The sequence below is a fragment of the Vibrio hippocampi genome, from assembly GCF_921292975.1.
In the GTDB taxonomy this organism is placed as follows: Bacteria; Pseudomonadota; Gammaproteobacteria; order Enterobacterales; family Vibrionaceae; genus Vibrio; species Vibrio hippocampi.
Window position 1 is genome coordinate 199,486 of sequence record NZ_CAKLCM010000003.1, and the last position, 14,268, is coordinate 213,753.

General features: G+C 42.6%; 9 protein-coding genes and 1 pseudogene. 2 read left to right on the top strand and 8 right to left on the bottom strand.

Annotated elements, in window-relative coordinates; translation table 11 throughout:
* Positions 1 to 13: 13 nt before the first annotated feature.
* Positions 14 to 1,201 (bottom strand): XylR family transcriptional regulator, encoded by a 1,188-nt coding sequence (locus L9Q39_RS13990; RefSeq protein ID WP_237485728.1) that lies wholly within the window; start codon positions 1,199 to 1,201, stop codon positions 14 to 16.
* A gap of 194 nt (positions 1,202 to 1,395) precedes the next feature.
* Here L9Q39_RS13990 and xylB point away from each other — a divergent pair, with 194 nt between their 5' ends.
* Positions 1,396 to 2,847 (top strand): xylulokinase, encoded by a 1,452-nt coding sequence (gene xylB / locus L9Q39_RS13995; RefSeq protein WP_237485729.1) that lies wholly within the window; start codon positions 1,396 to 1,398, stop codon positions 2,845 to 2,847.
* Positions 2,848 to 3,130: 283 nt separating this feature from the next.
* Here the strand turns inward: xylB and tkt are convergent, their stop codons facing one another.
* From tkt to L9Q39_RS14030, 7 genes and pseudogenes are all read right to left on the bottom strand, one after another.
* Positions 3,131 to 5,122: a transketolase gene (gene tkt / locus L9Q39_RS14000; protein WP_237485730.1), complete on the bottom strand. Its 1,992-nt coding sequence runs from the start codon at positions 5,120 to 5,122 to the stop codon at positions 3,131 to 3,133.
* Positions 5,123 to 5,199: 77 nt separating this feature from the next.
* Complete coding sequence (gene tal, locus L9Q39_RS14005; RefSeq protein WP_237485731.1) at positions 5,200 to 6,150, bottom strand: transaldolase; 951 nt, start codon at positions 6,148 to 6,150, stop codon at positions 5,200 to 5,202.
* Positions 6,151 to 6,211: 61 nt separating this feature from the next.
* Positions 6,212 to 7,702 (bottom strand): L-fucose/L-arabinose isomerase family protein, encoded by a 1,491-nt coding sequence (locus L9Q39_RS14010; protein WP_237485732.1) that lies wholly within the window; start codon positions 7,700 to 7,702, stop codon positions 6,212 to 6,214.
* Between the two features lie 48 nt (positions 7,703 to 7,750).
* Positions 7,751 to 8,776 (bottom strand): aldose epimerase family protein, encoded by a 1,026-nt coding sequence (locus L9Q39_RS14015; protein WP_237485733.1) that lies wholly within the window; start codon positions 8,774 to 8,776, stop codon positions 7,751 to 7,753.
* A gap of 458 nt (positions 8,777 to 9,234) precedes the next feature.
* Positions 9,235 to 10,355: pseudogene (locus tag L9Q39_RS14020) on the bottom strand (ISAs1 family transposase).
* A 229-nt stretch (positions 10,356 to 10,584) separates the two neighbouring features.
* Positions 10,585 to 11,610 carry an aldose epimerase family protein gene (locus L9Q39_RS14025; RefSeq protein ID WP_237485734.1) on the bottom strand — a complete coding sequence of 342 codons (1,026 nt, stop codon included), beginning with the start codon at positions 11,608 to 11,610 and terminating at the stop codon, positions 10,585 to 10,587.
* A 90-nt stretch (positions 11,611 to 11,700) separates the two neighbouring features.
* Entirely contained in the window at positions 11,701 to 11,889 is a 189-nt protein-coding gene (locus L9Q39_RS14030) for a hypothetical protein (protein ID WP_237485735.1), read from the bottom strand.
* A gap of 753 nt (positions 11,890 to 12,642) precedes the next feature.
* Between L9Q39_RS14030 and L9Q39_RS14035 the strand changes: the two genes are divergently transcribed.
* Entirely contained in the window at positions 12,643 to 14,268 is a 1,626-nt protein-coding gene (locus L9Q39_RS14035) for an endo-1,4-beta-xylanase (RefSeq protein ID WP_237485736.1), read from the top strand.

Sequence of the window (14,268 nt, forward strand, 5' to 3'; positions counted from 1 at the left end):
ACGTATCGAGTGATTAATGAGAATCTCGATATTCTTTTGGTGTTTTCTCAAGGTTTTTCTTAAATACCGTGTACATATATTGTAGAGAAGGATAGCCGCACAATTCGGAAATTTCAGCAATCGGAAGCGACGAACTCTTGAGTAACGTACAGGCTCGAGTCAGCTTTGCGTTGTGGATCTCTTGGTGGATAGAGTGTCCACGTTCCTCTTTAAATCTTCCCTCCATGTTAGAGCGTGAAATTCCGATATGGCTCAGCACTTGGTCAACCTTAATGCCTTTGCATGCATTATGCCGAATAAAGTGCATTGCTTGGATCACGTAAGGGTCTTTAAGCGCTTGGTAATCTGTACTTTGTCGTTCATAAACTTTGACTGGTGACACAAGGAGTCGGCTCTGTTTCATTTTATTGATGGCTTGTTCATCTCCTTTTTCATGCAAGTTGATTAAGCGGTGAAGCTTTTTGGCTGCGTTGTAGCCCATTTGTTGGCAGCCTTGACCGACAGAACTAAGTGAGACGCGAGACAAGTAGCGGGTAACCTCCTCATTGTCGATACCGATCACGGTCATTTTATCAGGAACCATTAAGTTAACGTGTTCACACACCTGTAAGATATGACGAGCTCTAGAGTCGGTAACAGCAATAATACCTGTGGGTGTGGGGAGTCTTTGTAACCAATCCGCCAATCGGTTCATATCATATTGCCACGTATGAGGGTGAGTCTCGTTACCTCTATAGACTGAGCCGTTATAGCCTTCTCTATCAATAATTTCATGAAATGCTTTTTCTCGTTCTAATGCCCAGCGATTGCTGTCATTGTGAGGTATACCGTAGAAAGCAAAGTTTTCTAAACCTTTTTCTTTTAGGTGTTGAAAAGCCATTTCAACGATCGCTTTATTATCTGTTGCAATGTAGGGAACATTGGGATACTTATCTTCATTGACATAAGAGCTACCGACGGCAACGACAGGGATATCAGTATCAGCAAGTAATTGTTGTATCTCAGGGTTATCAAAGTCGGCAATGACGCCATCCCCCTTCCATTCGTGGTAGCTCTCTAAATGTGTCACGAAATCTTCTTCAAGAAAGATATCCCAAGCGCATTGCGAAGCTTGTAGATACTCTCCGATCCCTGACATGACTTGACGGTCGTACACCTTATTGGCGTTAAATAACAAGGTGATTTTATAGTGCTTTTCCATAAATTTTAATGCTTTCTGGTAAGTCAGTTATTTTTTTTCGGATCTTAACAATAGAACTATCAATGATATGTGATCTATGACGCAGTCGTTAAATCGCGAAACTTCGCTACGAAATAACGTAATTGAGAGGGAATATGCATCAATGAATACTCGTTACTAATTTGTAGACCAAATAATTAAAGTGAGGAATGGCTATGTATATCGGAATCGACCTTGGCACCTCGGGTGTAAAATCGATTGTAGTGTCCAAAGATGGCGAAATCATTGCTTCGAAAAGTGGCGAACTGTCCGTAATTAGGGAAAAACCACTTTGGTCAGAGCAGAACCCAGAGGATTGGTGGGATGCAACATGCCACACAGTAGCAGAATTGGCAAAGTCAGTCGATTTAGCTCAGGTGAAGGGTATTGGTTTATCTGGTCAGATGCATGGAGCGACACTTCTTGATTCACAGGGTCAAGTGCTAAGACCTGCCATTCTTTGGAATGACGGTCGCTGCGCTCAAGAGTGTCAGGAGTTAGAGTTACTTGTACCTAACGCTCGTGAGATCACTGGCAATATTATGATGCCCGGATTTACGGCACCAAAACTGAAGTGGGTACAAAACCATGAGCCTGAGATATTTGCTAAAATTGACCAAGTATTGCTTCCTAAAGATTACCTAAGATTCAAAATGACGGGTGATTATGCGTCCGATATGTCCGATTCAGCGGGCACTTGTTGGTTGGATGTCGCGTCGCGTCGCTGGAGCGTTGATTTATTGACAGCAACCGGCTTGTCTGAGCGCCAGATGCCTAAATTGTTTGAGGGGAGTGAAATCACGGGTGTGCTGAGCGCTGATGTTGCAAAAGCATGGGGAATGAAACAAGTTCCTGTCGTAGCTGGTGGAGGTGACAATGCCGCAGGTGCAGTGGGTGTAGGTATTACAAATCCAGGACAAGCCATGCTCTCTTTAGGGACGTCAGGGGTGTATTTTGCCGTGAGCAATGGACGTGTTGCCAACCCGGATTCTGCACTGCACAGCTTCTGCCACGCATTGCCTAAAACTTGGCACACCATGTCAGTGACTTTGAGTGCCGCATCTTGTTTGCAGTGGGTGGCGACTCTCACGGGCTTTGATGACGTAGGTACGATGCTGACGGAAGTGGAAGCGGGTAACATTAGTGAAGGTGACGTGATCTTCTTACCTTATTTGTCTGGTGAAAGAACACCACACAATAATCCGAACGCGAAAGGTGTTTTCTTCGGTTTAACCCACACAACAACAAAGCTTGATTTGGTGAAAGCAGTATTAGAAGGGGTAGGTTTTGCTTTTGCTGATGGTTTTGATGCGTTGCACGTGACCAAAAATATCCCTGAAGAAATTTCATTAATCGGTGGCGGAGCAAGAAGTTCATACTGGCGCCAAATGCTCGCTGATATAGTCGGTATGGAACTTGTTTATCGTAAAGGTGGTGAAGTTGGTCCAGCGCTTGGGGCTGCGCGTTTAGCGATATTAGGTGTCAATAAGGAGAGTACTGTAGAGCAAGTATGTCCGGTGCCGGAGTTGGTACAGAGACATGAACCAAATAGGGAAAAACACGCACTTTATGCACAAAAGCGCGCCCAATATCAGGCGATTTATCACAAGCTAAAAGACCAGTTCTAATTAATCTAGCCGCCTGTCTATTCTCTGAGGAGAAAAGGCAGGCGTTCCACCTGCCTGCGTTTATCTTTTGTTCAATCCCTTATAGATTACCTTTCATCACGCTACTTAATACCGAGTCAACCACGGATATCGGCTATTCCATTAACAGCGCCTATTCTCGCTCGGTAATCAGCCGGAAGTAGACTAATGATTAGCTTAATATTAGCTAATAGAGTAAAAACGCCACCACTGAATGCAGTGGTGGCGTATGGTGAGTGCTATTTATCGCGGTTAATCGTCACATTTAATTGAGAAGTGCGCGCGCTGTGCTCACCGCATTGTCGACCGTGAAACCAAACAGCTTGAAAAGCTCATCAGCTGGTGCTGATTCGCCAAATGTTGTCATACCGATAACACGTCCTTGCAAACCTACATATTTGTACCAGTAGTCACTAATGCCCGCCTCAATCGCCACTCGAGCTGTAACACTGGCAGGCAATACTGACTCACGGTAAGCATCACTCTGTCTATCGAAAGTATCAGTCGATGGCATGGAAACAACACGCACTTTTTGACCTTCTTTAGCCAGCAATGTAGCGGCTTCAATCGCGAGTTCGACTTCAGAGCCTGTTGCAATAAAGATAAGATCGGGTTTATCAGCACAATCAAGCAGCACATAACCGCCTTTCGCTACATTGACCAGTTGTTCACTGTTTCGGGGTTGTTGTGCCAAGTTCTGACGTGAGAAAATTAGTGCGGTTGGCCCATCTTTGCGTTCGATGGCAAGTTTCCAAGCAACGGCTGATTCAACCTGATCACATGGTCGCCATGTACTCATGTTTGGCGTCATACGCAACGAAGCAACTTGCTCGACAGGCTGGTGGGTTGGTCCATCTTCGCCAAGCCCGATAGAATCATGAGTATACACTTGAATGTTCTGCGCTTTCATCAGAGCAGCCATACGTAGTGCATTGCGCGCATATTCCATAAACATTAAGAATGTAGCACCGTAAGGCACAAAGCCACCATGCAGAGCGATACCGTTCATAATCGCGGTCATACCAAATTCACGAACACCATAATGGATATAATTGCCCGCAAAATCTTCTGCTGTTAACGATTTAGAACCAGACCACATAGTTAGGTTAGAAGGAGCAAGATCGGCGGAACCACCCATAAATTCAGGTAACAGTGCACCAAATGCTTCCAAAGCGTTTTGTGAGGCTTTACGCGAGGCTATATTTGCAGGATTGGACTGAAGGTTGGCGATAATTTGAGTGGTTTTTTGTTCCCATCCAGAGGGAAGCTCACCGTTTATGCGACGGGTAAACTCAGCGGCTAGTTCAGGGTGCGACGCTTCATAAGCTGCGAACTGAGCATTCCAATTTAGTTCTTTAGCGGTTCCGGACTCCTTAGCATCCCAGTGCGAATAGATGTCAGAAGGGATCTCAAACGGTCCGTATTCCCAGCCCAACTGTTTGCGTGTTGCTGCAATTTCTTCTGCACCTAGTGGCGCACCATGGCAATCGTGCGAACCCGATTTATTCGGTGAACCAAAGCCAATGATGGTTTTAGTGCAGATCAATGTTGGACGAGAGTCGGACTTAGCCAGTTTTATCGCGTTATCAATAGCGTTAGCATCATGTCCATCGACATTAGCAATGACGTGCCAACCGTATGATTCAAAGCGTTTAGGTGTATCGTCAGAGAACCAACCTTCTACTTCACCATCAATGGAAATGCCGTTGTCATCCCAAAATGCAATCAGTTTACCCAAACCCAACGTGCCAGCAAGAGAACACGCTTCGTGAGAAATACCTTCCATTAAACAGCCATCACCCATAAATACATAGGTGAAGTGGTCAACAATGTTGTGGTTTGGTCGGTTAAATTGTGCGGCTAAGGCTTTTTCCGCAAGCGCCATACCTACCGCATTAGTGATGCCTTGACCAAGAGGACCTGTTGTCGTCTCGATGCCGGGTGCATAACCGTATTCTGGATGCCCCGGTGTTTTAGAGTGTAACTGACGGAAGTTTTTCAGATCATCAATTGACAGATCGTAGCCAGATAAATGCAGCAACGAATAGATCAACATAGAGCCATGTCCGTTAGACAGTACAAAACGGTCACGGTTGGCCCAGTCCGGATTGGTTGGGTTATGATTTAAGTGATTACGCCAGAGAACTTCGGCAATATCTGCCATGCCCATTGGTGCACCAGGGTGACCTGAGTTAGCTTGTTGTACTCCATCCATGCTCAATGCACGAATAGCATTTGCCAGTTGTTTGCGATCCATATGATTACCCGTTGTGATATTGGAATTAAATTGAATATAAGGGGGACCGAGACTGCCCCCCCACGTGGTATGAAAATTTACAGTTTGTCGGCGATCATTGCCTCAAGTTTACCTTGGTCGATGGCAAAGTTGCGGATACCCTCAGCCACCTTTTCAACCGCCATAGGATCAAGGTTATGTTCCCAAAGGAACTGTGCGTGTGTCATCGGTTCAGGTCGATCAGAGGTACTCTCTGGTTTGAACAGTTTTGCAATAACTGGACTTTGAGTTGCTTCAAGTTCTGCAAGAAGAGACGGGGCGATTGTTAAGCGATCGCAACCCGCAAGTTCGATGATTTCGCTGGTATTACGGAAACTCGCACCCATGACGATAGTGTCATAGCCGTGTTGTTTGTAATATTGATAAATCTTAGAAACAGAGATAACCCCCGGGTCTTCACAGCCTAGAAACTCTCGATTTTCTTTGGCTTTATGCCAGTCCATAATGCGACCAACAAAAGGAGAAATCAGAAACACCCCAGCTTCTGCACATGCTCGGGCTTGCGCGAATGAGAACAATAGAGTCAGGTTACAGTTAATCCCTTCTTGCTCAAGAATTTCGGCAGCTTTGATACCTTCCCAAGTGGCGGCCAACTTAATGAGGATGCGCTCATTGCCAATATCTGCATCGTTATATAGTTTTACCAATTGGCGCGCTTTGGTCACGCTACCTTGGGTATCGTATGAGAGGCGAGCATCGACTTCAGTAGAGATGCGACCTGGAATTGTTTGTAGGATCTCTTTGCCAATATTGACAGCTAGCATGTCACAGGCATCAAGTACTTGCTGCGTTTGGTCACTGCTTTGAAGTTTGGCGTATTGTACCGACGCTTCAATGAGGGGAGCATATTCCTCGAGCTGCGCAGCTTGTAAAATCAGAGATGGATTGGTGGTGGCATCTTCTGGTTGATATTGACGAATTAAGCCAATGTTTCCGGTGTCAGCGACAACAGTAGTAAGAGACTTAAGCTGAGTTAGTTGGTTACTCATAACTATCCTTTAAAGAAAATTGAGATAAAAAATAGGCATATTGTCTTTACGAACAATAGTGCTAGCTGATAAAGCTGCATGGGATTTCGTTTGGATAACGCTCAGAAAGAGGTTGGTTATAATCAATCTCTTCAACACCGAGCAGGTTTAATACTTGGTAAAGTGTTTTTCCAACATGACCGAACGCAATCCCAGCGTGGTGAGGGTAGCGTTTTTGAATCAAGACATGGCGATAAAATCGCTGCATTTCTGGAATGGCAAACACAGCAATTGAGCCAAACGACTGTGGATCAATATCAAGAATATCCCCCTGTGCGATATAGGAGCGCAATTTGGTATCCGCAGTTGTTTGCAGTCTAAATAATGTCACTTGACCTGGTTTTATCTGTCCCTCTAATGTGCCGCGAGTGATATTGGGTTCTTTACCTGGCTCCATCAAACTATGCATGATCTTTTGGAACTTAATCTGGGAGTTTTTCATGCAACTCGAAGCCGTATTTCCGCAGTGGAAACCCATAAATAGATCTTTAGCGGAATACTTTCCCATTTCATGCTGATGGTTTTCAACCATATCGTTTGGAACCGTATTATTGATATCCAACAGCGTTGCTGGCTGAGATGTGGCGCAGGTGATCATATATTCAGACAATGCACCATAGATATCGACTTCACAGGCTACAGGGATGCCTCTTTCGGCCAGTCTTGCATTAACATAACAAGGGACGAATCCGAAAAACTTCTCAAAGGAAGGCCAGCATTTATTGGCAAAAATACCAAAAGTGGAAGCGCCAAGATTTGCTTTGTGGAAATCCAACAATGCAGCTTCATATTGCGCAAGTTTTGGTAACAGATCAGGATAGGGATTACTGTCGCCTAGTTCATCCTTCATATCGGCGATGATAGATGGAATATCTGGATGCCCTTCGGCTTGTTGATATAAATCAAACAGATCTAATTCACTATTTTCCATAATCTCAACCCCAAGATCGAACAGAGGTTTAATTGGGGCATTACAAGCGACAAAATCTTGTGGTCGAGGACCAAAGCTAAAAATCTTGAGTCCCTTAAGACCCAAGATGGTGCGGGCAACCGGAACGAAATCGTGAATCATCTGTGCAATTTGTACCGGTGTACCAACTGGGTATTCAGGAATATGTGGACGGACATGACGGAGTCCGGCACTGTATGAAGCGTTAAGCATCCCACAATAAGCATCGCCGCGTGCGTCTGCCAAACAAGAGCTAGACTCTTCTGCCGCCGCAACAAACATGACAGGACCATCAAACTTTTGTGCCATCAGCGATAGCGGACCTTCAGGACCAAAGTTGCCCAAGTAGATAACCAGTGCATTAATAGACTTTTGTTTTGCCTCGTTTAATGCCTCTAACATGTCAGTTTCATTCTCAATGATAGTTTGTAATTCATTGATTTTTAGATTTATCTCATGGCATTGTTGCACGACAGAATTGCGGCGTTGTTCAGATAAGGCTAGAGGGAAGCAGTCGCGACTTACTGCTACAATTCCTAAATTGATCGTTGGGATATTATTCATTATAAATACTCAAAGGGTTAATGTTTATTACTGTAAGAGCTGGCTAATTTAATCAGCAGTTACCTTATAAATAACTTTATGTTGATATTTGTTACTATCGCTGAATATACAGGCTTCGCTATATTTCATATTTACTTGGTTTGGATAGCATTGTGTTTCCAGACATAAACCTGCTCGTTCTTTGTAAGTACGGCCTAGGCGTCCCTTTTCGCCGTTGAGAAAATTACCGGAATAGAACTGAATCCCAATCTGATCTGTATAGACATCCAGTCTCAGTCCAGATTTATTTGAGGCGACTGAAGCGGCTCGTGATATGATATTTCCGTCTAGTGCCCAGCAATGATCAAAACCACCAGCTGCCAATAACTGCTGATTATCACTATCAATTTTTTCACGAATAAGAGTTGGTCTTCTCAAATCAAACGGTGTAGATTGAACGGAATTTATTTGATTTGGAATCGCATTTGCATCAACGTGAAGATAATGTTCGCTATCAATCTTAATTGAATGTCCTTCAATAGTGTCACTATCATCTAAATTAAAGTAGGTGTGCTGAGTCATATTTATCGGGGTTCTACCATAAGGTAAAGCGGAATAAGTAATGCTAAGCTCATTACTATTACTTAATTGATATTCAACATGAAAATCAATGTCACATGGATAACCTGCTTCACCTTCTAATGTTGAGCAAGAAAGTTTTACGGAATCTGAACTGGTATGAATGACTTCCCAACATTTTGCGCCAATATTCGCTTTGCCACCATGCAGGTGATTGGTTCCTTCATTGGTTTCCAATTGAATGATATGACCATCTAACAAAAACTTACCTCTTGCGATTCGGTTAGCCCAAGGACCGACAACGCAACCAAGGTAAGATTTTCCTCTAATATAGTCAGATGGATTTTCGTATCCGAGAACAATATTGGTCTTGATACCGTTAGAATCATTAACATAAAAGTTGACAACAGTAGCACCCAAGTCGGAGATCTCTACAGTTGTACCTTGATTGTTGCTTAGTGAGATAAGCTTGTAATTACCCCAAGGTTTGATGTTTCTATATTCTTTGTTTGGCATGCTTGCTTTCCATTAACATCATATAATAATTGTAAAATAAATATCGTTAGAAGTTACTAATAATTAAAATAACTTACCTCATACTATATTTGGTGATTTCACTAAAGCTAATCGCTACATTTTAAATTAGATATCTCACCTTTACATTCCAATCTGAGTAACGATCATTATATTACGGCTAGATGGAGCGTTAGGCTTTGATGTGAATTTATCAAACGAGTCTTGTTTGGCAATGCTCTTGATGATTGTTCAATGAGGTTTCTTCTTCCTTAGTCGATAGCATTTCCAACAAATCAGTATTGATGCATTATGTATAAATTAGTTTGTTACTAGCAATTATGATATTTGATGTGATGATTCTTCTATTTTTTTTATGTGCGAAATGTCACAAACTAGCAGCTCATTTTATTATCAGCTGTTACCCACGGACTCACTTAGCAGGGCAACCGCATGAGTGTTTAGTTTTTGCTCACTGCGCTTAAACCAGCACTAAGTACGGCCTCCAACATAGTTGTATTCATCATACAGCGCTTTTGCTTACCTACGATGCTCAGCTTTGTTGGCTCCTTACGTAACATATTCAGGCCGATATGTCGTAAACAAGATAAGTTTTTCGCGCCGTGATCTTTGTAGATTTGGCACTCGTCTTCTTTAATTGTAACGTCTAGAACCCAGTGCATTGACTCAATGCCCCAGTGCTCTCGTATGGCCGATGCAGCTTGCTCTGCACTAAGTTTTTTGGAGCTAATGTAATACCTGTATTCGAGCTCGATTGAACGATCTTTGTCATAACGAAAGCTCTCAACCATGATCTCTTTCTCAATATTTTTCCATCTCGAGAAGTCTCCATCTAGCTCTTTACTATCAATGACATAACACTTTCGAGACTCAATGCGTCCGTGGCTTTTTTCAAACTCGGTTTTTTGAAGTTTCGCCCCGCGCTGCTCGGAAAATGCACTCTCTATCGCCTTGCGCAAGGTGCCTTGGTTTTGTTTAACAGCCAATAGATAATCGCCGCCTTGCTCAACAATGGTTTTGGCTATTTTTGTTTGGCACGCCATTGCATCGATGGTGACTAAAGCACCTTTGATATCAAGAAGTTTTATCAGCTCAGGGATCGCGATAATTTCGTTGCTCTTTTGCGACGTTTTAAACTGACCAAGCACCAGTTTATTCGCACTGGCGTATGCGCTAATCATGTGGATCGTACTCGCTCGGTCCTCGCGGTCATAAGAGCCTCGGAGGGTCTTACCATCGATCGCAACAACTTGACCATCGGTAAGCGCATGTACTGCTGACATCCAGTTAATAAAGCATTCATGGAATGGTTGTGGCTCGATCTTAGAAACAATACGAGCAATAGTATCATCTGCAGGAATATCATTAATAAACATGCCATTACGCTTAAACCAATCATGATGACCAAGGATATATTCTCGAATGTCGAACCATCCTTTGGCTCCTGCGATCACGGCGCATAATGACCCGAATAGAACCTCAAACAAGCAGTAGGTTACCTTTGCTGACTGCGTTTATCAGTCACTGTTTGAAAGTGTTCTTTGAATTCATCGAGATGCATGGCGTTAGGTCTTTTAGAGGAAAGAGCGTATATGATCACAGCTAAAAGTGATCGTCAAATCGATCCGTTCGTTAGCTCAAAAAACATTCACGATCTCACCTTGACTCACTTAGTACCCAAGGGAAATGAAGAAAAGCCGAACATAAACCCAAGCAAACACTAGCTTCTGGATTTTGAGGTTACTTGGGTATATCGGAAGGAGAGCGAATAGGAGCGTCTGAAATACGCCTTACTGATTTTTTATTCGATAGATCACTTTATGTTGGTATATGCGATTACCATCGTACAGGCAGTCATCACGTGAAGGCATGTTGACTTGGTTTGGATAGCATTGGGTTTCTAAGCACAACGCTGCGCGTCTATTGTACACTTGACCCATGCGACCTTTTTCACCATTGAGAAAGTTACCTGAGTAAAATTGAATACCTGATTGGTCGGTGTAAACGTCGAGAGTGAGTCCAGACAGATTTGATGTTAACGATGCGCATCTTGATTTGATATTACCATCTAACACCCAGCAGTGATCAAAACCATTAGCAGAGATAAGTTGAGGGTGATCTTGATGGAGGTTGTTTGCAATGATGGTTGGTGTTCTTAAGTCAAATGGCGTAGCGTCAACGGGCTCAATTCGGGTTGGTAGTGCTTTTTCATCAATATGTAAATAGCGATCACTGTTCAACGTTATACTGTGGTTTTCGATTGTGCCGCTACCATCGAGATTGAAATAGGCGTGCTGTGTCATATTGATGGGTGTTATGCCAGATGGAATCGCGCTGTATGTAATAGCCAGTCCATTGTCCTCACCTAATTTGTATTCAACTGTAAAGTCAATATCACATGGGTAACCTGCCTCTCCATCAAGTGTAGAACATATCAGTTTGACAGAATGGCACGTGACTTCGGTTATCTCCCAACATTTTGCACCAATATTTGCTTTTCCTCCGTGCAGATGGTTGGTGCCTTCGTTTGTCTCAAGTTGGACGACATGTCCATCAAGTCTGAACTTTCCATTGGCGATACGATTTGCCCATGGTCCCACCACACAACCCAGATAAGCTCTACCTTGAATATAATTGGAAGGTTTATCATAGCCAAGTACTATGTTGATGCGTTCTTCATAGCTGTTAGTAACATAGAAATTGACGATAGTTGCGCCTAGGTCCGAAACATCAACTTGGCTCCCTTTGTTGTTAGTTAGTGAAATAAGTTGATAATTGCCCCATGGTTGGACATTACTGTTCTCGACCTTTGTCATGGTAATTGCTTCCGTATCTATCATGTAGCCTACAAGGCCTGATGTAGTAAATAATGAGTGATTTGAAATGCTAAAACGAAAAATCAGCTGTTACTCGCAATGATATTCGGCGATTTCTTTTAAGCTCAAATTGCTATTAAAAATTAAATCTCCAACTTTTTTATTCCAAGATGAATAGCGTTCACTGTTGCTGATATTCGAAAGTATTTTAGGTTGAACTTGAATATTACTATTTTCAATTGGCGGAACTTCTATTGTTCGTTGTGTTGTTTCTTTCATAGTCTAACATTCCTGAAAATCGTTACATTTCCATTATGTCCAATCGCACGTGATTCTCGCAACTATGAAATTTTAACATATGATTTATTGATTTTTCTTATGTGGGAAATGTCACACATTCTGCGTCACCTTCAGATAAAAAGGAAAATAAATAGACCGATTTGACAGCAAAGACATACGTTACAGACTGGATAATAGCAAAGGTACGGTTGCAACCTTACGAAATAGGTATGACATGCACGTTTATGTTTTGTTGCTTGCTGATCGAGTCATTATCAATCCAGGAGGGTGGAGAGTCACGATTCATTCGAAAGGTATTGTTGTTAGTGCTGGGGAGTTGTTACGGAGCTCTCGCATGAAATGATATTCAGTCAGTGAATTCGACTGATTTGAGTATAATTTACCCGTTTAGTTCGCTTTAAGTCAGTGTTAAAGGCTTTAATCACCGGTTAACTAACGACAGTGAAAAGTGGGAAAGGTTTTAGAATACGGCACGAACCGGCTATTAATAATATTGTTTTTAACTGGGTTGTTGACAGTAAGCGAATAGTTTATTCGTGTTTATATGCCAGACTAATCAGCTTTTTAACGGGCATAAAAATACTCAGTTGTTTCTGGTTGTGATGATTTTTGATGGCTGTCACACATTATAACGATAATAAAAAAATATAAATCCAAGTTTAAAATTACGTAATGATTAAATTTTCATAGCTATTTATTGTTTCCCTGTACCCTAAAAATAAAGGAAATAATATGAAACTGAGTCATGTTCTACTGGCGTCTACCAGTGGGCTGTTACTACAAGGATGTTTGTTGGAAGATACAAATATCCCAAAAGAGCCAGAAAAATCGATTCCCATCCCCGATGTTGCAAGCTTAAAAGCAGCAGCAAAGTATCCAATTGGTGCAGCACTGCCTGCGGGTGACAGTCTGAATTCAGTTCTAGATCGCTCGGATTTACAACAGGTTGTTAGCAAGCACTTTTCTCAGATCACTGCAGAAAATATTATGAAACCCATTTATGTTCAGCCGACAAAAGGAAGTTTTTTCTACACCGATGCTGATGCTTTGGAAGACTATGCTGCATCGATCGGGGCAAGCATTCATGGTCACGCACTCGTTTGGCATCAATCTGTTCCTGAATGGATGATAACCGAGTGTGCCAAGAGTGCTGAAGATTGTGAAGCGGTAATGTCCAGCCATATTTCTAATGTTGTCAGTCACTATGCTGCAGGGGATACCGTGGTAAGTTGGGATGTTGTCAACGAGGCATTCAACGATGATGGCAGTTATCGCGACCAAGGTGAGTGGGGAAGCTTTTGGTATGCGAATATTGGTGAGTCTTATATTTCGAAAGCTTATATTGCCGCGAAACAGGCTCTAACTAATCAGAGTCCAGCAAAAGATGCTGCCGTTGACTTGTACTATAACGACTACGCAATAGAACAAGATGACGCTAAGTTGACTGCGGTGCTTAACATGGTAGATACGGTCAACACTGATGGCAGCAATCCCCTTATTGAAGGTATCGGTTTCCAAATGCACGTGGGTCTAACTCAACCTGCGATTACCGATATTAGCTCTTCCTTTAAAAAAGCTGCAGCAACAGGACTTAAAGTTAAAATTACTGAGCTTGATGTTCGTATTAACGAAAGCGGCACTTTGAGCCAGTTTACTTATGACCTGGCAATGAGCCAGAAGCAGCGTTATCAAGATATTGTCGCTGCTTACTTAGAAACAGTGCCTGTTGCTCAGCGTGGTGGTGTATCGGTTTGGGGTGTGTCAGATGCCGATAGTTGGATCCCCTCGCATTACGGCAGCCCTGACTGGCCGCTATTGTTCGATACTGACTTACAAGCTAAGCCAGCGCTAGAAGGTATGTACAATGCGATTGGGTCAGAAGAAGAGGACCCAGAGGAGCCCACTTTATTCTCTGATAAGTTTGACGGTGAGTTTAAATGGGGCACGACTTATCAAACCATTGTCGGTCCACATGAAAGTCTCAATGCCAGTGAACAAGTTATGAATATTGTTGTTCCTTGGGCATCAACTACCGATAAATACGGTACTGGCGTCCTCATGGATGTAGATTTCAGCACACCAAGAACGATTCAATTTGATATTTACGTTCCATCATCAATCGGTACTGGTGATTTAGCTGTTCAACCATTAGTTCAGCAAAGTCAAGCCCCTTATGGTGGCGTTTATGATATTGCATATCAATTTGGTTATACATTGGATGAATGGAGCACAATCACGATCGAAAATGTACAAACGGATTTAGAAAATATAGATCGTCTTGGCTTTAACTTCATCGCAAATGATGTGGTACTTCCAGCTAATGCAGTAATAAAAATCGATAATGTAATTGTGAAGTAA